General features: G+C 66.6%; 20 protein-coding genes. 10 read left to right on the forward strand and 10 right to left on the reverse strand.

What is annotated here, in order from left to right:
- Positions 1 to 802: aldehyde dehydrogenase family protein (locus tag EWH21_RS14845; RefSeq protein WP_277698697.1), on the reverse strand; the 802-nt coding region annotated here is incomplete at its 3' end.
- A gap of 403 nt (positions 803 to 1205) precedes the next feature.
- Positions 1206 to 2981: a methanol/ethanol family PQQ-dependent dehydrogenase gene (locus EWH21_RS14850; protein WP_277698698.1), complete on the reverse strand. Its 1776-nt coding sequence runs from the start codon at positions 2979 to 2981 to the stop codon at positions 1206 to 1208.
- Positions 2982 to 3186: 205 nt separating this feature from the next.
- On the opposite strand from EWH21_RS14850, the gene EWH21_RS14855 reads away from it, so the two are divergent.
- Positions 3187 to 3573 carry a hypothetical protein gene (locus EWH21_RS14855; RefSeq protein WP_277698699.1) on the forward strand — a complete coding sequence of 129 codons (387 nt, stop codon included), beginning with the start codon at positions 3187 to 3189 and terminating at the stop codon, positions 3571 to 3573.
- 699 nt (positions 3574 to 4272) lie between these two features.
- On the opposite strand, the gene EWH21_RS14860 is transcribed toward EWH21_RS14855, so the two are convergent.
- The 4 genes from EWH21_RS14860 to pedF all read right to left on the reverse strand — a co-directional run bounded on the left by EWH21_RS14860 (position 4273) and on the right by pedF (position 7437).
- The gene (locus tag EWH21_RS14860; RefSeq protein ID WP_277698700.1) at positions 4273 to 5202 is read right to left on the reverse strand and encodes a quinoprotein relay system zinc metallohydrolase 1; all 930 of its coding nucleotides are present in this window, start codon (positions 5200 to 5202) and stop codon (positions 4273 to 4275) included.
- A gap of 85 nt (positions 5203 to 5287) precedes the next feature.
- Positions 5288 to 6037 carry a quinoprotein dehydrogenase-associated SoxYZ-like carrier gene (locus EWH21_RS14865; RefSeq protein WP_277698701.1) on the reverse strand — a complete coding sequence of 250 codons (750 nt, stop codon included), beginning with the start codon at positions 6035 to 6037 and terminating at the stop codon, positions 5288 to 5290.
- Between the two features lie 16 nt (positions 6038 to 6053).
- On the reverse strand, positions 6054 to 6926 hold the full coding sequence (locus EWH21_RS14870; RefSeq protein WP_277700621.1) for a transporter substrate-binding domain-containing protein: 873 nt from the start codon (positions 6924 to 6926) through the stop codon (positions 6054 to 6056).
- 91 nt (positions 6927 to 7017) lie between these two features.
- A complete protein-coding gene (gene pedF / locus EWH21_RS14875; protein ID WP_037057218.1) occupies positions 7018 to 7437 on the reverse strand; it encodes a cytochrome c-550 PedF in 420 nt (139 codons plus the stop codon).
- Between the two features lie 379 nt (positions 7438 to 7816).
- Between pedF and exaA the strand changes: the two genes are divergently transcribed.
- Entirely contained in the window at positions 7817 to 9628 is a 1812-nt protein-coding gene (gene exaA / locus EWH21_RS14880) for a PQQ-dependent methanol/ethanol family dehydrogenase (protein ID WP_218571714.1), read from the forward strand.
- A 188-nt stretch (positions 9629 to 9816) separates the two neighbouring features.
- The gene (locus EWH21_RS14885; RefSeq protein ID WP_277698702.1) at positions 9817 to 10488 is read left to right on the forward strand and encodes a pentapeptide repeat-containing protein; all 672 of its coding nucleotides are present in this window, start codon (positions 9817 to 9819) and stop codon (positions 10486 to 10488) included.
- A 100-nt stretch (positions 10489 to 10588) separates the two neighbouring features.
- On the opposite strand, the gene EWH21_RS14890 is transcribed toward EWH21_RS14885, so the two are convergent.
- From EWH21_RS14890 to EWH21_RS14905, 4 genes are all read right to left on the reverse strand, one after another.
- Positions 10589 to 11515, reverse strand: a complete 927-nt coding sequence (locus EWH21_RS14890; protein ID WP_206596726.1) for an alpha/beta hydrolase — start codon at positions 11513 to 11515, stop codon at positions 10589 to 10591.
- Between the two features lie 162 nt (positions 11516 to 11677).
- Positions 11678 to 12328, reverse strand: coding sequence for a response regulator transcription factor (locus EWH21_RS14895; RefSeq protein ID WP_210389303.1), 651 nt, complete (start codon positions 12326 to 12328; stop codon positions 11678 to 11680).
- The gene (locus EWH21_RS14900) at positions 12325 to 13590 is read right to left on the reverse strand and encodes a sensor histidine kinase (RefSeq protein WP_134675602.1); all 1266 of its coding nucleotides are present in this window, start codon (positions 13588 to 13590) and stop codon (positions 12325 to 12327) included. Before EWH21_RS14900 ends, EWH21_RS14895 begins: the two co-directional genes overlap by 4 nt.
- Positions 13591 to 14028 carry a copper-binding protein gene (locus tag EWH21_RS14905; protein WP_037057201.1) on the reverse strand — a complete coding sequence of 146 codons (438 nt, stop codon included), beginning with the start codon at positions 14026 to 14028 and terminating at the stop codon, positions 13591 to 13593. It abuts the gene before it with no gap.
- A gap of 235 nt (positions 14029 to 14263) precedes the next feature.
- Between EWH21_RS14905 and EWH21_RS14910 the strand changes: the two genes are divergently transcribed.
- The 7 genes from EWH21_RS14910 to EWH21_RS14940 all read left to right on the forward strand — a co-directional run bounded on the left by EWH21_RS14910 (position 14264) and on the right by EWH21_RS14940 (position 20075).
- Complete coding sequence (locus EWH21_RS14910) at positions 14264 to 15445, forward strand: ABC transporter substrate-binding protein (RefSeq protein WP_277698703.1); 1182 nt, start codon at positions 14264 to 14266, stop codon at positions 15443 to 15445.
- A gap of 161 nt (positions 15446 to 15606) precedes the next feature.
- Positions 15607 to 16572 (forward strand): YVTN family beta-propeller repeat protein, encoded by a 966-nt coding sequence (locus EWH21_RS14915; RefSeq protein ID WP_277698704.1) that lies wholly within the window; start codon positions 15607 to 15609, stop codon positions 16570 to 16572.
- Positions 16569 to 17384: an ABC transporter ATP-binding protein gene (locus EWH21_RS14920; RefSeq protein WP_277698705.1), complete on the forward strand. Its 816-nt coding sequence runs from the start codon at positions 16569 to 16571 to the stop codon at positions 17382 to 17384. Before EWH21_RS14915 ends, EWH21_RS14920 begins: the two co-directional genes overlap by 4 nt.
- Entirely contained in the window at positions 17381 to 18172 is a 792-nt protein-coding gene (locus EWH21_RS14925) for an ABC transporter permease (protein WP_047589417.1), read from the forward strand. The genes EWH21_RS14920 and EWH21_RS14925 overlap by 4 nt, the downstream gene beginning before the upstream one ends.
- Positions 18173 to 18369: 197 nt before the next feature.
- On the forward strand, positions 18370 to 18912 hold the full coding sequence (locus EWH21_RS14930) for a PQQ-dependent catabolism-associated CXXCW motif protein (RefSeq protein WP_277700622.1): 543 nt from the start codon (positions 18370 to 18372) through the stop codon (positions 18910 to 18912).
- 23 nt (positions 18913 to 18935) lie between these two features.
- Complete coding sequence (locus EWH21_RS14935) at positions 18936 to 19601, forward strand: response regulator transcription factor (protein WP_037057181.1); 666 nt, start codon at positions 18936 to 18938, stop codon at positions 19599 to 19601.
- A 54-nt stretch (positions 19602 to 19655) separates the two neighbouring features.
- Positions 19656 to 20075, forward strand: a complete 420-nt coding sequence (locus EWH21_RS14940; protein WP_277698706.1) for a GNAT family acetyltransferase — start codon at positions 19656 to 19658, stop codon at positions 20073 to 20075.
- The last annotated feature ends 438 nt before the right edge of the window (positions 20076 to 20513 follow it).

Below are 20513 nucleotides of genomic sequence, written 5' to 3' on the forward strand. Positions count from 1 at the left end.
GCGACTTGCCGCCCAGCTCGACGGTGGACGGGATGATGTTCTCGGCCGCGCACTTGAGGATGTGCGAGCCGACCGGGGTGGAGCCGGTGAAGGCGATCTTGGCGATGCGCTTGCTGGTGGCCAGCGCCTCGCCGGCCTCGCGGCCGAAGCCCTGGACGATGTTGAGCACGCCGGGCGGCAGCAGGTCGCCGACGAGCTCGACCAGCAGGGTGATCGACAGCGGGGTCTGCTCGGCCGGCTTGAGCACGATGGCGTTGCCGGCGGCCAGGGCCGGCGCCAGCTTCCAGGCGGCCATCAGCAGCGGGAAGTTCCACGGGATGATCTGCCCGACCACGCCCAGCGGTTCGTGGAAGTGATAGGCCACGGTGCCGTCGTTGATCTCGGCGGTGCTGCCCTCCTGGGCGCGGATGCAGCCGGCGAAGTAGCGGAAGTGGTCGGCGGCCAGCGGCACGTCGGCATTGAGGGTTTCGCGCACGGCCTTGCCGTTGTCCCAGGTCTCGGCCACGGCCAGCAGTTCGAGGTTGGCTTCGATGCGGTCGGCGATCTTCAGCAGGATGTGCGAACGCTCCTGCACGCTGGTGCGGCCCCAGGCATCGGCGGCGGCATGGGCGGCGTCCAGCGCCTTGTCGATGTCGGCGGCGTTGGAGCGGGGGAATTCGGCGATCACCGAGCCGTCGACCGGGCTGGTGTTGCTGAAGTACTGGCCGCTGAGCGGGGCGACGAATTCACCGCCGATGTAGTTGCCGTAGCGCGGCTTGAGGGTGACGACGGCGCCTGCTGTACCCGGTTTCGCGTAAATCATGATGCTGACCTCTCTTGTTGTCGGAGCCCGCTCCCGGTAGTTGGAACGAGTCATGGTTCGATCTTAGGAAGCCCCCCGGAACCTCGGTATGCGCCCATGGCACAGATCGCCTAGTCATTTGGTAGTAGAGCGGCAAGCTCTCTGGCATGGGCCTTTGACAGCGAGGCGCGAGACTGCGGAAGCTAAAGGCTAGACCCGTTCGCTGCGTCTTGCGTTCCCGCAGGCGAAAATTCGCCCGTGGCATTTAGCAGCAGCCTGGTGCGCCTGGCGCGCCCCCGGAAACGCCGATGGCCGGACAGGGTCCGGCCATCGGCTTCGGGTTGTCAGGAAATCCGGAGCAGCCAGCGATCAGCCCCCTCTCCCGGTAATGAGCGAGGGGGCCGATGAGCTGGCCGCCCGGCGATCAGTGCTTGGCCACCAGGTCCTTCGGCAGCTTGAAGGTCCACAGCATGCCGCCCTGATTCAGGTGCTTGATACGCTTGGCCACCTCGCCACCCCACAGCGGCACCGCACCGCCCCAGCCGGACAGCACGGAGACGTACTGCTCGCCATCCATCTCCCAGGTCACCGGCGAGCCGATCACCCCGGAACCGGTCTGGAATTCCCAGACCTTCTCACCGGTCCTGGCATTGAAGGCCTGCAGGTAGCCTTCCGGGTTGCCGGTGAACACCAGGTTGCCCTTGGTGGTCAGCACCCCGCCCCACAGCGGCGCGTAGTTGGTCTGGCGCCAGACCTCCTTGCCGCTCTTCGGATCGATGGCGCGCAGCACGCCGATATAGTCCTCGTTGAGCGGCTTGATGGTGAAACCGGCACCGAGATAGGCCGCGCCCTTCTTGTAGGCGATGTCCTCGTTCCAGATGTCCATGCCCCACTCGTTGGACGGCACGTAGAACAGCCCGGTGTCGCGGTTGTAGGCCATGGGCATCCAGTTCTTCGCGCCGAGGAAGGCCGGCGCCGAGAACACGCTGCTGCCCTTCTCCTTGGCGCTCGGCGAGCCCGGACGATTGCTGTCGTCGTAGATCGGCCGGCCATTCTTGTCCAGGCCCTTGGCCCAGGTGATCTTGTCGACGAAGGGGAAACCACGGATGAACTTGCCGTTGGTGCGGTCGAGCACGTAGAAGAAGCCGTTGCGGTCCGCCGTGGCCGCGGCCTTCACGGTCTTGCCGCCATCCTGGTAGTCGAAGGAGATCAGCTCGTTCACGCCGTCGAAGTCCCAGCCGTCGTGCGGAGTGGTCTGGAAGTGCCACTGGATGGTGCCGTCGTCCGGGTTCAGCGCCAGGCGCGAGGAGGAATACAGGTTGTCGCCCGGACGCAGGTGCGAGTTCCAGGGTGCCGGGTTGCCGGTGCCGAAGAACAGCAGGTTGGTGTCGGCGTCGTAGTAGCCGCCGAGCCACGGCGCGGCGCCGCCGGTCTTCCACAGGTCGCCCGGCCAGGTCTTGCCGGCCTCGCCGCCGCTGATGCCGTTCTCCACCGCCTTGCCGTCCTTGTAGACGTAGCCCATGTGGCCTTCGACGGTCGGACGGCTCCACAGCACCTGGCCGTTCTTCGGATCGTAGGCCTCGATCTTGCCGACCACGCCGAATTCACCACCGGACACACCGGTGATCAGCTTGCCGTTGACCACCAGCGGCGCGGCGGTGATCGAGTAACCGGCCTTGTGGTCGGCCACGCGCTTGCTCCAGACCACCTTGCCGGTGTCCTTGTTCAGGGCGATCAGCTTGGCGTCCAGGGTGCCGAAGATCACCAGGTCGTCGTACAGCGACACGCCACGGTTGATCACGTCGCAGCACGGGCGGATGTCGTCCGGCAGGCGCGCCTCGTACTGCCACAGCTCACGGCCCGTGCGCGCATCGACGGCGAACACCCGCGAGTAGGACGCGGTGACGTACATCACGCCGTCCTTGATCATCGGCTGCGCCTGCTGGCCACGCTGCTTCTCGCCGCCGAAGGACATGGTCCACACCGGGCGCAGCTCCTTGACGTTCTGCTCGTTGAGGATGTTCAGCGGGCTGTAGCGCTGGCCCTGCAGGCCGAGGCCATTGGTGACGATCTCGTCGGTGGTGGTGGCGTCCTTGAGAATCTCGGCGTCGGTGACCGCCAGCGCGGCGGCGGACGGCATCAGCATCGCTGCACACAGCGCGGTGAGGAGGAAGGGCTGGCGAAGACCGGTACGTTTCATTGCGGCTACCTCTGCGGGTTCATTGTTATTGCCGGGAAATTTTCCCGGTCTGCCGCAAATTCTTGGCCCGACCCGGCGCCCCAACAATTGCACCCCCAGCCGATTTTCCTCGTTCCTTGGTAGCAATACCTGCATCGGCGCGATTGCAGTGGTAATCGCTTTGCCCGACACTTGGCCGCCCCGCACCTATCGACCGGAGACACCCGTGCCCCATCCACGCCAGGAAATTCTCGATCATCCCGATGCGCTGGACTGCACGGTCTATCGCCCCGACGAGCAGGACCCGGATGCCGAAGAGCAGGACCTGGGCGACGGCAAGGTGCTGCTCACCGGCTCCTTCGAGCCACCGACCGACTGGGATGCCCACCAGCGCGAGGACTACTTCGGCGAGGAAGACCCGCTGCACTTCGTCACCGCCCATATCGAGTGCCTGGCCAAGCCGGCCACCAAGGACTTTTTCATGGTCGAGAGTGGCGACTACGTCGCCGTGCAGGTCAGCCTCAGCGAAGTGGTGATGTACTACGTCTACGACCACGAAGAAACCGAGCACGGCCGTCACTACGTACTGATTCGCGACGACGAAGAGCTCTGATTGCTGAGCGTGGGAGGCGCTTCAGCGGCGACGCGCTGGCGCGCGGGTCGCGGCTAAAGCCCCTCCCACAGAGGCGCCCCATGGCCCTGGTCAGATCGGCCGTAGCCCGGATGAAATCCGGGAAACCATACCCACGCCCCCGGATTTCATCCGGGCTACCTGACCGTGGGAGGCGCTTCAGCGGCGACGCTCTGGTGCGCGGGTCGCGGCTGAAGCCCCTCCCACAGAGGCGCCCCATGGCCCTGGTCAGATCGGCCCGTAGCCCGGATGTAATCCAGGAAACCATGCCCACACCCCCGGATTTCATCCGGGCTACCACTGACCGTGGGAAGCGCTTCAGCGGCGACGCCCTGGTGCGCGGGTCGCGGCTGAAGCCGCTCCTACAAGGGCAACCTGTGACCTGGTCAGATCGGCCCGTAGCCCGGATGTAATCCGGGAAACCATGCCCACGCCCCCGGATTTCATCCGGGCTACCACTGACCGTGGGAGGCGCTTCAGCGGCGACGCTCTGGTGCGCGGGTCGCAGCTGAAGCCGCTCCTACAGGGGCAACCTGTGGCCCTGGTTAGATCGGCCCGTAGCCCGGATGAAATCCGGGAAACCATACCCACGATCCCCGGATTTCATCAGGGCTACCACTGACCGTGGGAGGCGCTTCAGCGGCGACGCTCTGGTATGCCCAGCGCGCGGCATGCGCGCCGCTACTCCTGGCGATCCACCCGGCCCATGGCGTTGCGCTCGTAACGCGGATAGAGGTGGCTGACACTGCGGATCAGCTCATAGCGGCTCAGGCTGACTCCGGCGAAGCGCTCGGGGATCGGCGCACGTATCAGCTCGTTCATCTCCGCACCCTGCTCCGCCCCCTGGCGCAGCACGCCATCGAGCCACCCCAGGTAATCACGCATCTGCACGAAAGGCGCCGCATCCGTGGCCAGCGGCCCGTGACCAGGCACGATCTGCTTCCAGGGCAAGGCTTCGAGGCGGTCCAGGTCGGCCAGCCACACGTCCAGCCCGGGGCTGTTCGGCGTGGTCAGCGCCCGCTGGTAGAACAGCAGATCGCCGGCGAACAGCACACCGCTGCGCTCATCGAGAATCGCCAGGTCGGCGCCGGTGTGCCCGCGCAGCGCCAGCAGGCGCAGACGCCGCCCGCCAATCTCCAGCTCACCTTCCTCCAGCGCTTCACTGGGCAACACCACCTCGGTACCGCGCATCCAGTCGCCGACCAGGCGATACATGTTCTCCGCCATGGCGTCGCCCTGTTCGGCCAGCAGGCGGGTGGTACCCGGCAACGCGGCGATGGGCACGTCGCTGAAGGCCTGGTTGCCCAGCACGTGATCCGGGTGGTGATGAGTGAGCAGCACGCGCAGCAGCGGCTTGCCGGTCACCTGCTCGATACGCTGGCGCAACGCCTCGCCGTAGCGACGCGAGGGCCCGGTATCGATCACCACCACACCAGCGGCGGTCTCGATGAAGCCGACGTTGACGATGTTGCCGCCATTCTCCGCGGCGAAGTTGTCGGTGCTGCCCTCCACCAGCCAGACGCCCTCGGCGATCTGTCGCGGCTGCAGCTGATAGTCGAGCGCCTGCGCCAGGCCGGCGAGCAGACAGATGAGCAATAGTATCCAGCGCATGGAAGCCCCCTGGAGGGCACCTCAGGAACCACCTGCGGTTCTGGACGTGCCCCAAAATGGTTGTGCATGTGGCAAGCCGCCGTGCTCAGAACGCCGCCTGGAACTCGTTGCCGTTGTTGTCGCGCAGCCACAGTTCGGCAGGCTGGTCACCGCGCAGGTCGAAGGTCAGCGTCGGGTTCTCGCTGACCGCCGGAAACAGCTCGAGGCGCCCCAGCACCTGGCCATCGGCGCTGCGCAGTTCCGCCTGCTCGATGTAGAACTCGGGGATGCCGCCGACCAGGCCGTTATCCATCGGGTGCGAGACCTGCAGGCGCAGGCGGCTGTCCTCGCCACGCACAAAGCGCTTGCCCAGCACCTGGCCGAGGCGCTCCTCCCAGCCGGCTTCGGCACGCACCACGCTGGGCGCCGTGCAGCCCCCGCCAGCGGCTTCGATACGGGCCGAGCCGACATGCCAGACGCCATCCTCGGTGAGCACCGCCGCGCGGATCGGCGTGGCCTGCTCGACGCGGATACGGATGGCCAGGCTCGGTTCCAGTTGCTTGCCGGGGCTGAAGTCGAGAATGCGCGGGATCGGGTTGAGCTCGGCCCAGGCCAGGATGCGCCTGACCTTGCCGCGGTAGGCGCTGGCATCGATACGGATCGGCACCTGGCGGGCATCCTCGGCGAACGGCGGCACCTCGAGGCGTATCCGCTCGTCGAAGACGAAGGGCTGTCCATCGAGCAGGCGCTGATGGTAGTAGTCCCACATCACCGAGGTGACCGGATCGGGCGCAGCCGCCCGCACCTCCCAGGCCCAGGCGAACAGGGCCAGCATCACCAGGCTACGCCAATCCATCGTCCACCTCCGCCCGTCATTGATAGGATTCAGGCTTCTCGTAGCGCAGGCCGTAGTGCGCATACAGGCGCTCGACCGAGCCATCGAGAATCAGCTTCTCCAGTTGCTCTTCCAGGGCATAGGCCAGCTGCCGGTTGCTCTCATGCACCGCCATGCCGACGTCCCAGATCTGCCGTCCCATGTCCGGGTAGGCGTTGTCTGCCAGCGCCAGGTGCGCATCGCCCGCCTCGTGCAGCAGCCAGTCCACTTCGCCCCGCAGGGCCATCACCGCGTCCACCTCGCCAGTGCGCATGGCGGCGAACGCCAGGCTCGGCGACGGATAGTGACGCGCCTGCGAGCGCAGCAAGCCATCGCGCACCGAGCTGAGGTAGAACGACGGCACGCTGTCCACTTCCACGCCCACGGGATGGTTCTGCAGCGCATTGATGCTCGGCACCTCGGCCAGGCGGCGCCGGTCGTAGGCGAGCTGCCAGCGTTCGCACTGATAGTGACCGAACATCACCACGCGCTCGTTGACCAGCTCACCCAGCTCGTTGCGCAGCTGGGCGAACTCGCGGTCATAGGGCACGCGCATCATCAGGTCGGCCAGCTGCCCCTGCGCGGTGACCCGGCCACGCCAGATGTAATCGCGCAGGTCGTCGTCGAGCTTCTCCCCTGGCGGCGCCCAGGTCACCTGCAGCTTCAGGCCCAGGCCCTCGGCCAATGCCTTGACCAGCTCGTAGTCGACGCCACGCGGCTGGCCGTCCTGCTCGAAGCTGTAGGGCGGAAAGTTCTGGTACAGCGCGACCCGCAGCACACCCTCCTCCTGGATGCGGTCGTAGTCACGCACCTGCGCCTGGGCCGCCCCCAGTGACAGCAGCAGGCCGCACAGGAGAATCAGCCGGCGCACACCCACTGCGATCATGCCGGCATCGCTGCGTGCATGAGTGAGTCGCGCCGCAGCGCGCGAGGCCGAGTGCAGGAGATCGATCATCCGCCTCTCACTCCTCGACGTGCACGCTCTCCAGGTAGCTGCGCACCGCCCACAGCGCCTCCTGGCTGAGGTAGTCGGCCATCTTCGGCATGTACACGCGGCCATCGCGCACCGCACCGTTGATCACGCGCTCCTTGAACCACTCGTCACCCGTGGCACCCAGTTCCAGCAGACGCAGGTCCGGGGCGATGCCGCCGGATTTGGCCTCCAGGCCATGGCACGCGGCGCAGTTCTGGTTGTACGCCGAGGAGCCGATCTCGATCGCCCGCGGGTTATCGCGATAAGGGTTTTCATCCAGCCATTCCTCACCCAGCGGCTCCAGTCCGTCGGTATTGACCGCCTGCGGGACCACATCGCCATGCGCCCAGAGGTTGGTCGATGCGGCGAGCAACAGCAGCGCCAGGGTGGAGTGGATCTTCTTGTTCATGGCTAGGACCTCATCTAATGCACGCAAGACAGCCCGTTCAGAGCTCGTGGCGACCATCTTAGAAAGGCCGCGCAGAGCACCGAATGCTGCTTTGGTGGTCGCGTCCTAGTCCCTTGGTAGTAGGGCTTGGGTGGGGGTTCTGCCAGTGCCTTGGCAGCAAGGCCAAGTCATGTGCCGGCCGGGAAATCCTCCCGGCAAAGGCGGGAGTTTTTCCGTAGGCGCGCAGGTGGCCGGGTTCCACCATCGGCTTGCCTCTGCAGGGCATCTCCAGAACCGCATTCCTGCGGTGCCCTGCGGCGACCTACCACCTCCAATGGGAAGCACAACGATGACAACAACAAACCTACCCAGCACCCCACGCCCCCTGGCACTTGCCCTGATGCTGGCGGGTGGCCTGGCGCTGAGCCAGGCTGCACTGGCCAAGCCGGTCACCTGGGACGACATCGCCAACGACCACAGCACCACCAGCAACGTGCTGCAGTACGGCATGGGCACCAACGCCCAGCGCTGGAGCCCGCTGGCCCAGGTGAACGCCGACAACGTGTTCAAGCTGACCCCGGCCTGGAGCTACTCCTTCGGTGACGAGAAGCAACGCGGCCAGGAGTCCCAGGCCATCATCCACGACGGCGTGGTCTACGTGACCGGCTCCTACTCGCGGGTATTCGCCCTGGACGCCAAGACCGGCAAGCGCCTGTGGACCTACAGCCACCGCCTGCCCGACGACATCCGCCCGTGCTGCGACGTGGTCAACCGTGGCGCCGCCATCTATGGCGACAAGATCTACTTCGGCACCCTCGACGCGCGCGTCGTGGCACTGAACAAGGACACCGGCAAGGTGGTGTGGAACAAGAAGTTCGGCGATCACTCCGCCGGCTACACCATGACCGGCGCCCCGACCCTCGTGAAGGACCAGAAGACCGGCAAGGTACTGCTGATCCACGGCAGCTCCGGTGACGAGTTCGGCGTGGTCGGCCGCCTGTTCGCCCGCGACCCCGACAGCGGCGAGGAAGTCTGGATGCGCCCGTTCGTCGAAGGCCACATGGGCCGTCTCAATGGCCAGGACAGCACCCCGACCGGCGACGTGAAAGCCCCCAGCTGGCCGGATGACCCCAACCACCCGACCGGCAAGAAGGCAGCCTGGAGCCAGGGTGGCGGCGCGCCGTGGCAGAGCGCCAGTTTCGATGCCGAAACCAACACCATCATCATCGGCGCCGGCAACCCGGCACCGTGGAACGGCTGGGCACGCACCAGCGACGGCGGCAACCCGCACGACTACGACAGCCTGTACACCTCCGGCCAGGTCGGCGTCGACCCCACCACCGGCGAAGTGAAGTGGTTCTACCAGCACACGCCGAACGATGCCTGGGACTTCTCCGGCAACAACGAGCTGGTGCTGTTCGACTACAAGGACAAGGACGGCAAGGTCACCAAGGCCACCGCGCACGCCGACCGCAACGGCTTCTTCTACGTGGTCGACCGCGCCAACGGCAAGCTGAAGAACGCCTTCCCCTTCGTCGACAAGATCACCTGGGCCAGCCACATCGACCTGAAGACCGGGCGTCCGGTGGAGAACGAAGGCCAGCGTCCGCCCAAGCCGAAAGCCGGCGAAACCAAGGGTGCCGTGGTCGAGGTCTCGCCCCCCTTCCTCGGCGGCAAGAACTGGAACCCCATGGCCTACAGCCAGGACACCGGCCTGTTCTACGTGCCGGCCAACCACTGGAAGGAGGACTACTGGGCCGAGGAAGCGCACTACAAGAAGGGCTCCGCCTACCTGGGCATGGGCTTCCGCATCAAGCGCCTGTATGACGATCACGTCGGCATCCTGCGCGCCATGAACCCGACCACCGGCAAGGTCGCCTGGGAACACAAGGAGCGTCTGCCGCTGTGGGCTGGCGTGCTCGCGACCAGGGGCAACCTGGTGTTCACCGGCACCGGCGACGGCTACTTCAAGGCCTTCGACGCCAAGAACGGCAAGGAGCTGTGGAAGTTCCAGGTCGGCACCGGAATCATCTCCCCGCCCATCACCTGGGAGCAGGACGGCGAGCAGTACATCGGCGTGACTGCCGGCTACGGCGGCGCGGTTCCGCTGTGGGGTGGCGACATGGCCGAGCTGACCAAGCCGGTCGCCCAGGGCGGTTCCTTCTGGGTGTTCAAGCTGCCCAGCTGGGACAAGGCCAGCGCCCAACGCTGACGGCAACAGGCCTGGCGTACTTCGCGGTGCGCCAGGCCCTTACTCGTAGGAGTGGCTGGGCGGCATTGCGATTCAGCGCCTTGCCTGGGGTTCGCTCCGCTCCACCCAGACTACGCACCAGGCGCACCGCCTGTGGGAGGGGCTTTAGCCGCGACCGCCTCCCCCATCAATTCATCCGAGGACCCGCCATGAACCACCTGCCCCTGCTCGTCCCAGCCCTGCTGCTGGTGCTCGGCAGCCACGCCATCGGCGCCGAGAGCGAAAGCGAAAGCGAAAGCGACGGCGTGCCACTGATCAACGGCTGCCGCATCGAACCCGAGAGCAAATGCCCCAACGCCAACCTGCGCGGGGCCGACCTGCGCAACCTGGACATGCGCCACATGGATCTCTCCGGTGCCGACCTGTCCGGCGCGGACCTGCGCCACGTCAACCTCGACCTGGCCAATCTGGAAAAAGCCACGCTGCGCGGCGCCAACCTCAACCGCGCCAGCCTGCAGCAGAGCAACCTGCGCCTGGCCGACCTCTCCGGCGCCAGCCTGGTGGCCATCGGCGGCTGGGGCCTGTTCGCCCAGGCCGCGCAATTCGAAGGCGCCGACATGCGTGCCGCCAACCTGGAGTTCGCCCGTCTTTCCGGGGCCAAGCTGCACGACGTGCAACTGCAGGCGGCCAACCTGGAAATGACCTGGCTGAGCAAGGCCGACCTCAAGGGCGCGCACCTCGAGGATGCCAACCTGCAGGAGGTGAAGCTCGGCGGCTCCAACCTGGAGAATGCCAACCTCAGCGGCGCACGGGTGCGCTTCGGCAACTTCCAGGGCGCCAACATGCCGGGGTGCGTGGCCTGCCCGAAAGGCTGGGATTGAGGCATGACACGATGCCCGGCCAAGGTGGACAAGCTTCGCGTTGTCCACCCTACCCAATGCGTGGGGTGGATGACGCTTTCTTCATCCACCGCTGGCCAGGCTAGTTCCGAGCAACTCGCTGCTGGCCGAGCCAGCCCCGGACGGACGCGATCACGACGTCGGTGCGGCTCTCGCCGGCGTCGTCCCTGAACTTGTGGTCGACATTCTCGACCAGCAGGAAGTCGACGTTGCTCTTGCCCTCGCGCAGCTGCTCCGCCTGCTCGCGCGCCAGGCCAGGCGACACGCTTTCGTCGCGCTCCGCCTGGACGATCAGCAACGGCGCCTCGACCTGCTGCAAGGTGGCGCGCTGGTCGAGGCTGAACATGCTCTTCCACCAGCGAAAGCCGTGGCCACTCATCCGCAGGTCCATCGTCTCGGCATTCATCACGCTGTCCCGGAACCCCAGGAACCCGGCCCTGGCCTCGTCGAGTGCCGCCGGAGGAAGCTCGCGAGCCATGCTGTACAGAACGTCGTCGTGAAAGAACCGGCCACCCCCGTTGAGGGTCACCAGCGCGCTGACGTCCTCGCGCCGAGAGGCGACCAGCGCCGCCACCACAGCGCCTTCACTGCCCCCCAGCAGCACCAGTTGCTCATAGCCGTGCTGCCCGGCCAGGGCGTCGATCACCTGCAGGTAGTCACGGGTTCTCTGCTCCGGCGAATCATGGCTGAAGTACGACTCGGGGCAGTCGGGGCTGTCCCCCGCCGGGTTCCAGGCAGTCGCGCGGGTAAGCCCGTATTTCTCCACCGTCAGGACATCGGCCCCCTCGAGCAAGGTGGAAAACTGCTCGTTGATGACTGGATTGTGCGCCACGCTGTTGCAGTCCGAGCCCTGCATCAGCACCAGCAAGGTCCGACTGCCGTTGCCATCCAGGTAGTAGGTGATGGATGAACCATCCTGGCGCGGCAACGCAGCGCTCCCGGCTGCAGAAGCGCCGCCGCTCGCCGCCAACGCCAGCATGCAGAGTGCGACAGGTATCCCTTTGTTCATGGCTATCTCCCTGATTGTCGAGCGCGCCTCGTGCCATCACGGCCGGAACGGGGTCCGCCGCGTTGCAGCAGACGAGGCCTGCTGAGTCTGCCGCGGAATCTACACCGGATCGCTGCCTCGTGCCGAGCCGATCGATTGCACGGGATTTCCGCTGGAGCGATCTCAGGCGCTCTCCATGCCCACCCGCACCACCCCACTGTCGATGGCCAGGTGCACCAGTTCGGCCTGCGAGCCGATCTGCAGCTTGTTCTTCACCAGGGTCTGGTAGTTGGACAGGGTCTTGGCGCTGATGCACAGCTTCTCGGCGATCTGCCGAGGCGGCAGGCCACGGGCGAGCATGACGAAGATCTCGAACTCGCGCTGGGTCAGTTCGCGCAGGCGCGGGTCGACCCCGCCTGCGCTGGCCGGGTTGCAGGCCAGCTGGGTGGCCAGTTGCTGCTCGATGTAGGCGTGGCCGGCGGCGGTGCGCCGGACCGCCTCCACCAGCACGTCCGGCGACGAGTTCTTGGTCAGGTAGCCGATGGCGCCGGCATCCAGCGCCTGGCGCACCAGGGGCAGCTCGTCATGCATGCTGAAGAACAGGATGCGCAGCTGCGGCAGGCGCTGGCGCAGGCGTCGGGTGGTTTCCAGGCCGCTGATGCCGGGCAGACCGATGTCCATGATCACCAGGTTCGGGATCTCCTCCTGCACGCGCTGCAAGGCCTGCTCGCCATCGCAGGCCTCGCGCAGCTGCACCTCCGGCAACAGGGCGCGCAACAGGCTGGCGTAGCCCTGGCGCACCACGGCATGGTCGTCCACCAGCAGCACTTTCATCGCCTCGCCTCCAGGGGAATCTTCAGGCACACCGCCCAGCCTGCCTGCGGTCGGCTGTACAGGCGCAGTTCGGCACCGAGGCTGCGGCTGCGTTCACGCATCGAGCGCAGGCCGATGCCGGGGCGCAATGGCAACGTGGTGCCACGGCCATCGTCGCGGACCAGCAGGCGCAAGCCCTGGCCGCGTCGTTGCAGGCGAATGCGCACTTCGCTGGCCTCGGCGTGCCGGGCGACGTTGGTCAGCGCCTCCTGCACCAGGCGATACAGGTGCGCCTTGCTCGCCAGCGGCAGGCTGGGCAGGTGCGCCCCCAGCATCAACCGGCAGCGGATGCCGTGCGCCTGCTGCCAGTCGACGGCCAGTTGCTGCAGCGCCACGCCAAGCTCCATGCGCTCCAGCACCACCGGATAGAGATCGCGGATCAGGCTGCGAAAGCCCTGCTGCAGGCGCTCGCAGTTGCCGTCCAGCAGGCGCGCGGTGTCCTGCACCTGCAAGGGCCGGTCGGCAACCACCTTGAGCAGGCAGGCCTGGGCGCGGATTCCGCTGAGGTACTGGCCCAGGTCATCGTGCAGGGTCTGGCCGAGACGGGCGCGCTCGCGCTCCTGCAACTCCAGCAGCGCCTGGGTCAGCTCGGCGTTGTCCGCCTGAACCTGCTGCAGGGTGGTCGCCATGTCATTGAAGTGCCCGGCCAGACGCTGCGCCTCGGCCATGCCGTGGCTCTGCAGGCGGGTGTCGAAATGGCCGGCGCCGACCTCTCGCAGGCCGGTGAACAGCTCGTCCAGTACGCGCAGGCCACGGCGCACGGCGAAGCGGATGCTGAGCAGGCAGAGGATCAGGGCGAAGGTGCTGAGCAGCAGCAGTTGCAGCAGCGAATCGTAGATTTCCTCGATCTCGTCGTAGGGATCGAGGGCGATACGCAGCCGGCGCCCATCGGCCAGCGGCCAGCTGTCGGCCAGCAGCAGTGCCGAGCCCAGCAGGCGCTCGGCGATCCAGTGCTCGACCAGGTTCTCGCTCTGCTGCCTGGGCCGCTCGCCGGGCTGCAGCCAGCTCACGCGGATATGCCGCAGGTTCTCGGTCAGCTCGGGGCGCAGACTGTCGGGGTTGCTGCGCGCCACCTCGCCCAGGTACTCCAGCACCGCCTCGGCGGCCTGCAGCTCGCGCTGCACGTCATGGCTGGCCTGACGCAGCAGCAGCGCCAGGCCGGCCAGGGTCACCAGCATGAACAGCAGGCTGACGCACAGGTTGATGCGGCCGAGCGCGGTCATCTACTTGATCACGAAGTGACCGAGCATGCCCTTGCCTTCCAGGCCCTTGGCATAGAAGCGGAACTTGCCTGGCTTGACCGGCACGAAGAAGATCTCCGCCTCGCCGGCGTCCTCGAACTCCAGCTCGGTCAGGGTCACCGCCTTGACCTCGACGCCACCGGCCTCGACCTTGCGCAGGTAGATGGACGTGGCGAACTCCGGTGCCTGGAAGGCGTATTCCTTCTGCCCGTTGGAGACGATCCGCAGCTGGTAGGCCTGGCCCGTCTCCAGCTGGTATTCGTTCTGCGACATGAAGTAGTCGCTGTCATCGTTGCCCAGCACCAGGTCAGGCAGCGCCACCGGGCGGCGGGTCAGATCACCGGCGGCGTGCAGCTGGTCGACACCGAGCAGGCTGATGATCAGCAGCAGGGGCAGCAGCAGGGCTTTGAACGTTCGCATGGCAGGCACCGTTATTGTTATGGGTCGTTGCCCGCCATGCTAAGAAGCAATGGCTCGCACCGTTCTACTACCTTGGTAGCGAGCGCCTGCTACTTTGGCCAGGTTTCCCGCGCATGGCCGGTGCGGACTGGCGTGACGAACTACGACCTTCGTACGTGTACGTCGCTACCTTGGGCATATATCCCGCGACGGCGACGCTTCCTATGCTGGCGACATCCTCTGCCGGAGTCGCCCCATGCACCGCATCAGTTGCCGCCTGCTGTTCTGCCTCGCCGCCCTCTGCGGCTCGCTGAGCGCCGTCGCAGCGGACGCGCTGCAGGTGCGCATCGGCTACCTGGCGTACCAGCCTCCACGCGGCCCGTTGCTGTCCAACGTGATCCCCGAACCGAGCGATGCGGGGCGCCGTGGCGCCGAACTGGCGATCATCGACAGCAACAGCACCGGCCGTTTCCTCAAGCAGCACTTCGAACTGCAAAGCGCCGAACTCGACACGGCGCAGGCGCTGCTCGCCGCCGCCGAGCAGCAGCACCAGGCCGGCATTCGCCTGTTCGCGGTCAACGCCCCCGCCGACACCCTGCGCCAGCTCAGCCAGCGCCTGCCGGACAGCCTGCTGCTCAATGCCGGCAGCGCCGATGACAGGCTGCGCCGCGAGCAATGTCTCGGCAACGTGCTGCATACCCTGCCCAGTCGCGCCATGCTCGCCGACGCCCTGGCGCAGTTTCTCGCCGTGCGCAAATGGACGCGCTGGCTGCTGGTGACCGGCAGCAGCGAAGACGACCTCGCCTACGCCGCTGCGCTCAGGCGCGCCGCCAAGCGCTTCGGCCACCGCATCGTCGCCGAGAAGCCGTGGAGCTTCGACAACGACCAGCGGCGCAGCGCCCAGGCCGACATGCCGCTGTTCACCCAGGCCACCGAGTACGACGTGGTGCTGGTGGCCGACGAGCGCGGCGACTTCGGCGAGTACCTGCCCTACAACACCTGGTACCCGCGCCCGGTGGCCGGCACCCAGGGGCTGACGCCGACCGCCTGGCACAAGACGGTGGAAACCTTCGGCGCCGCGCAGCTGCAGAAGCGCTTCGAGGCGCTGGCCGGGCGCTGGATGAACGACCGCGATTTCGCCGCCTGGATGGCCGTGCGCAGCATCGCCGCCGCCGTGACCAGGCTGCGCGCCAGCGAGCCCGGGGCCATCCGCCGCCTGGCGCTGTCCGCCGAGCTGCCGCTGGACGGTTTCAAGGGACGCAAGCTGAGCTTCCGCCCGTGGAACGGCGAACTGCGCCAACCGATCCCGCTGGTACACCCCCGCGCGCTGGTCAGCACCTCGCCACAGGAGGGTTTCCTGCACCCGAACAACGAGATGGACAGCCTCGGCTACGACCGCCCGGAAGTGAAGTGCGATCTGGCGGGGACACCTCTGTAGAAGCCGGCTTGCCGGCGATCATCGCCAGGTATCGCCCGCAAGCGGGTTCCTACAGAAAAACAGAACACCTGTGGGAGGGGCTTCAACGGCGGCTGTCGCGGCTGAAGCCCCTCCCACAGAAGCAGGACTCCGCCAACAACTACAACAAGAGGATCACCCCCATGCGCCTGACCCGCCTCGCCTGCGCCGTCGCCTTAGGCCTGGCCTGCCACTCGGCCCTGGCCGCCACCGCCTACGTGTCCAACGAGAAGGACGACAGCATCAGCGTGATCGACCTGGACAGCCTGGAAGTCAGCGCCACGCTGGAGGTGGGCATGCGCCCGCGCGGCTTGCTGCTGTCCTCCGACAACAGGCTGCTGTACATCTGCGCCAGCGACTCGGATCGCGTGCAGGTGATGGACCTGGCCACGCGCAAGATCATCAAGGAGCTGCCCTCCGGTGCCGACCCCGAACAGTTCGCCCTGCACCCCAACGACCGCTGGCTGTACATCTCCAACGAGGACGATGCGCTGGTCACCGTGGTCGACGCCCGGAGCGACGAGGTACTGGCGCAGATCGACGTGGGCGTGGAGCCCGAAGGCATGGCCGTCAGCCCGGACGGCATGTGGGCGGTCAACACCAGCGAGACCACCAACATGCTGCACTGGATCGACACCAGCACCCAGCAACTGGTGGACAACACCCTGGTCGACCAGCGCCCGCGCCATGTCGAGTTCGACAAGGACGGCAAGCGCCTGTGGGCCTCGGCCGAGATCGGCGGCACGGTAACGGTGCTCGACGTGGACTCGCGCCAGGTGCTCAAGGTGCTCAACTTCGCCATCAAGGGCGTGCACCCGGACAAGGTGCAGCCGGTCGGGGTCAAGCTCAGCGACGATGGCAAGTACGCCTTCATCGCCCTGGGCCCGGCCAATCACGTCGCGGTCGTGGATGCCAGAAGCTACGAGATTCTCGACTACCTGCTGGTGGGCCGGCGTGTCTGGCACCTGGAGTTCACGCCGGACCAGAAGCGCCTGCTGACCACCAATGGCGTCAGTGGCGATGTCTCGGTGATCGACGTCGACAGCCTCAAGGTGACCAAGTCGATCAAGGTCGGCCGTTATCCCTGGGGCGTGGTGGTGACGCCATGACCGCCCTGGCGGTGGAGGCGCTCGGCTTCGCCTACGGCGCCCGCCGTGCGCTCGACGAGCTGACCTTCGAACTGGCGCCCGGCCGCTTCGGCGCCCTGCTCGGCCCCAACGGCGCCGGCAAATCCACACTGATCGCCCTGCTCACCCGCCTGTACGACCTGCAACAAGGCGACATCCGCATCTTCGGCCACAGCCTGCGCCACGCCCCGCGCCAGGCGCTGCGCCAGCTGGGCGTGGTGTTCCAGCAGAGCACGCTGGACCTCGACCTCTCGGTGCAGCAGAACCTCGCCTACCACGCCGCCCTGCACGGCATGCCGCGGCGCGAGGCACAGGCACGCATCGAAGAGGAGCTGCTGCGCCAGGATCTCGGCGAACGCCGCCACGACAAGGTGCGCACCCTCAATGGCGGCCATCGGCGCCGGGTGGAGATCTCCCGTGCCCTGCTCCATCAGCCGCGCCTGTTGCTGCTCGACGAGGCCAGCGCCGGGCTCGACCCGGCCAGCCGCCTGGCGCTGGGCAGGCATGTGCGCAACCTGTGCCGCGAACAGGGCCTGTGCGTGCTGTGGACGACCCATCTGCTCGACGAGGTCGAGCCCTCCGACGACTTGCTGATCCTCCATCACGGCCAGCGCGTGGCCTGGGGCAAGGCCGGCCAACTGGGTGATGACCTGGCCATCAGCTTCGCCCGCCTGACCGGCGATGAAGCCCTCGGCCGTGGCCATGTGCGCGAGGCGCTGCGAGCGAACCTGGATCCCCAGGCCCGCAGGAGCGGCTTCAGCCGCGAACATCCCACCGAGGAGCCGCAAGCATGAGCGCCTACTGGCAATGCCTGCGCGGCATCGTGCTACGCGAATGGCTGCGTTTCGTCCTGCAGCGCTCGCGTTTTCTCAGCGCCCTGGTGCGGCCGTTGCTCTGGCTGCTGGTGTTCGCCGCCGGCTTTCGTGCGGCGCTGGGCATCGCCATCATTGAGCCCTACGACACCTACATCACCTACGACACCTACATCGTGCCGGGCCTGGCCTGCATGATCCTGCTGTTCAACGGCATGCAGGGGTCGCTGTCGATGGTCTACGACCGCGAGATGGGCAGCATGCGCGTGCTGCTCACCAGCCCGCTGCCACGCGCCTTCCTGCTGGTGGCCAAGCTGCTGGCCACGGCGCTGATCTCGCTGCTGCAGGTGTACGCCTTCCTCGCCATCGCCTGGGTCTACGGCGTGCAACCACCGGCCTGGGGCCTGCTCGCCGCCCTGCCGGCGCTGCTGCTGGTGGCGCTGCTGCTCAGCGCGCTGGGGCTGCTGCTGTCCAATGGCATACGCCAGCTGGAGAACTTCGCCGGGGTGATGAACTTCGTCATCTTCCCCATGTTCTTCCTGTCGTCCGCGCTCTACCCGCTGTGGAAGATGCGCGAGTCCAGCGAGTGGCTGTACTGGCTGTGCGCGTTCAACCCCTTCACTCACGCCGTGGAGCTGGTACGCAACGCCCTGTACCTGCGCCTGCAGGTGGAGGCACTGCTGATCTGCATCGGCCTGAGCCTGGTGCTGACGCTGCTCGCCGTACTCACCTTCAACCCGCAGCATGCCGCCCTGCGCAAGGCCGGCTGAACCGGCGCGCCAGCCCGAGCGGCTGGCGCCTGCCACGGGCATTCGGCCGCCGCTCCGCCAGGCCTTTCTACTACTTTGGTACTGGTTTTCCTCTCCAACGTAGAATTCCCAAGCCTGCGACCATGGCCTGTAATACCGGGACAACTATAAGTAGAGACCTTGCCATGAAGTACCGTCTGCCTTTGCGTGCAGGCCTGATGCTTGCCTCGCTGCTGCTGGTCTGCCTGGTGCAGTCCGACGAGCTGTTCGACGCAGACGGCTACCGCAGCACGCAGTACCGCAGCCCCACGCCGGAACAGCTGCAAGGCGCGCAGACGCTCGACACCCCGGCCCTGCAGCGGCTGCTGGCCGAGCAACCACGAACCACGCTGATCGACGTCTATCGACGCCCCTGGTTGCAGGGCCGCTTCATCGAGGATGCGCCCCACGCCAACCTGCCCGGCAGCCTGTGGCTGGCCAATGCCGGCGATGGCAACCTCGCGCCCCAGTGGCAGCGCTACTTCGCCCACTACCTGCAGCAGGCCAGCGGCGGCGACCAGCAGCACCCGCTGGCGTTCTACTGCCGCTCCGACTGCTGGCTGAGCTGGAACGCCGCGCGCCGCGCCCATGCCCTGGGCTACCGCCAGCTCTATTGGTACCGTGACGGCATCGACGCCTGGGAGCAGGCCGGCCTGCCCCTGGTGCCGGCGCAACCTGCCGAACTGCCTGCTGCTTTCCTCACGCCCACCGCCACCCCATAATCACAACAACGAGGTGCAAGGCCATGTACAAGATCCTGATTGCCGACGACCATCCGCTGTTTCGTGAAGCCATCCATAACGTCATCGCCGACGGCTTTCCCGGTAGCGAGATCATGGAAACCGCCGACCTGGACAGCGCCCTGGAGCTGACCCAGAACCACGACGACCTGGACCTGATCCTGCTCGACCTGAACATGCCCGGCATGCACGGCCTGGGCGGGCTGATGAACCTGCGCAACGAGGCGCCGACCATTCCGGTGGTGATCGTCTCCGCCGAACAGGACAAGCAGATCGTGCTGCAGGCCATCACCTATGGTGCGGTGGGTTTCATCACCAAGTCCTCGCCACGGGCGCAGATGACCGACGCCATCGCGCAGATTCTCGACGGCAACGTCTACCTGCCGCCGGACATCATCCGCTCGCAGAAGAGCGGCAGCTCGCGCCCGCATCACGACAACCACAGCATCCCGCCGGAACTGCTGCAGGCCCTGACGCGCAAGCAGCTGCTGGTGCTCGAGCGCATGACCAAGGGCGAGTCCAACAAGCAGATCGCCTACAGCCTGGATATCGCCGAGACCACGGTGAAGGCGCATGTCTCGGCCATCCTGCGCAAGCTGGGCGTGCACAACCGGGTGCAGGCGATTCTCTCGGCCGGCGACATCGACTTCGCCTCCTACCTGCGACGCTAGCGCCAGCGTCATCCGCTTGTGCTAAAACGGCGGCCTCATTCACGGGAGTCCGCCATGCTGATCCGCCCCTTTCAACCGAGCGACGAAGCCGCCGTCGTCGACCTCTGGCAACGCTGCGACCTGACTCGCCCCTGGAACGATCCGTACAAGGACATCCAGCGCAAGCTGCAGGTGCAGCCCGAGCTGTTTCTGGTCGGCGAGATCGACGGCAGCCTGGTGGCCTCGGCGATGGCCGGCTACGAAGGCCATCGTGGCTGGGTCAACTACCTGGCGGTCTGCCCGCAACAGCGCCAGCGCGGCCTGGCGCGCCAGCTGATGGCCCATATCGAGACGCTGCTGCTGGCCATGGGCTGCCCCAAACTGAGCCTGCAGGTGCGCGACACCAACGCGGCCGCACTGGCCTTCTACGAGCGGCTTGGCTACCAGGTCGATGCCTCGGTGAGCCTGGGCAAGCGCCTGATTGCGGATAATTGATCACACGCAGTCGTAGGGTGGCTCGCGCTTCACCGATCCACCGCTGCGGTGGATGTAAAGAGCGACATCCACCCTACGGCTCTGCTTGTCGTAGGAGCCCGCTTGCGGGCGATCCATGCATCCGTGGCCTGATCGCCGGCAAGCCGGCTCCTACAAAGACCGTCCGATTGCGACTCACGGCCTGTAAATCTGCCCGCTGAGCAGTCGTAGGGTGGATCACGCTTCACCGATCCACCGCTGCGGTGGATGTAAAGAGCGACATCCACCCTACGGCTCTGCTTGTCGTAGGAGCCCGCTTGCGGGCGATCCCTGTATCCGTGGCCTGATCGCCGGCAAGCCGGCTCCTACACATACCGTCCGATTGCGACTCACGCCCTGGTAGTCTGCCCGCTGAGCAGTCGTAGGGTGGATCACGCTTCACCGATCCACCGCTGCGGT

Source organism: Pseudomonas sp. REST10 (assembly GCF_029542605.1).
Taxonomy (GTDB): Bacteria; Pseudomonadota; Gammaproteobacteria; order Pseudomonadales; family Pseudomonadaceae; genus Aquipseudomonas; species Aquipseudomonas khazarica.

Excerpts from the sequence above, each read along its gene's own strand:
- EWH21_RS14850 (WP_277698698.1), bottom strand. The coding sequence starts at position 2,981 with ATGAAACGTACCGGTCTTCGCCAGCCCTTCCTCCTCACCGCGCTGTGT.
- EWH21_RS14860 (WP_277698700.1), bottom strand. The coding sequence starts at position 5,202 with ATGCGCTGGATACTATTGCTCATCTGTCTGCTCGCCGGCCTGGCGCAG.
- EWH21_RS14865 (WP_277698701.1), bottom strand. The coding sequence starts at position 6,037 with ATGGATTGGCGTAGCCTGGTGATGCTGGCCCTGTTCGCCTGGGCCTGG.
- pedF (WP_037057218.1), bottom strand. The coding sequence starts at position 7,437 with ATGAACAAGAAGATCCACTCCACCCTGGCGCTGCTGTTGCTCGCCGCA.
- exaA (WP_218571714.1), top strand. The coding sequence starts at position 7,817 with ATGCTGGCGGGTGGCCTGGCGCTGAGCCAGGCTGCACTGGCCAAGCCG.
- EWH21_RS14885 (WP_277698702.1), top strand. The coding sequence starts at position 9,817 with ATGAACCACCTGCCCCTGCTCGTCCCAGCCCTGCTGCTGGTGCTCGGC.
- EWH21_RS14890 (WP_206596726.1), bottom strand. The coding sequence starts at position 11,515 with ATGAACAAAGGGATACCTGTCGCACTCTGCATGCTGGCGTTGGCGGCG.
- EWH21_RS14895 (WP_210389303.1), bottom strand. The coding sequence starts at position 12,328 with ATGAAAGTGCTGCTGGTGGACGACCATGCCGTGGTGCGCCAGGGCTAC.
- EWH21_RS14900 (WP_134675602.1), bottom strand. The coding sequence starts at position 13,590 with ATGACCGCGCTCGGCCGCATCAACCTGTGCGTCAGCCTGCTGTTCATG.
- EWH21_RS14905 (WP_037057201.1), bottom strand. The coding sequence starts at position 14,028 with ATGCGAACGTTCAAAGCCCTGCTGCTGCCCCTGCTGCTGATCATCAGC.
- EWH21_RS14910 (WP_277698703.1), top strand. The coding sequence starts at position 14,264 with ATGCACCGCATCAGTTGCCGCCTGCTGTTCTGCCTCGCCGCCCTCTGC.
- EWH21_RS14915 (WP_277698704.1), top strand. The coding sequence starts at position 15,607 with ATGCGCCTGACCCGCCTCGCCTGCGCCGTCGCCTTAGGCCTGGCCTGC.
- EWH21_RS14920 (WP_277698705.1), top strand. The coding sequence starts at position 16,569 with ATGACCGCCCTGGCGGTGGAGGCGCTCGGCTTCGCCTACGGCGCCCGC.
- EWH21_RS14925 (WP_047589417.1), top strand. The coding sequence starts at position 17,381 with ATGAGCGCCTACTGGCAATGCCTGCGCGGCATCGTGCTACGCGAATGG.
- EWH21_RS14930 (WP_277700622.1), top strand. The coding sequence starts at position 18,370 with ATGCTTGCCTCGCTGCTGCTGGTCTGCCTGGTGCAGTCCGACGAGCTG.
- EWH21_RS14935 (WP_037057181.1), top strand. The coding sequence starts at position 18,936 with ATGTACAAGATCCTGATTGCCGACGACCATCCGCTGTTTCGTGAAGCC.
- EWH21_RS14940 (WP_277698706.1), top strand. The coding sequence starts at position 19,656 with ATGCTGATCCGCCCCTTTCAACCGAGCGACGAAGCCGCCGTCGTCGAC.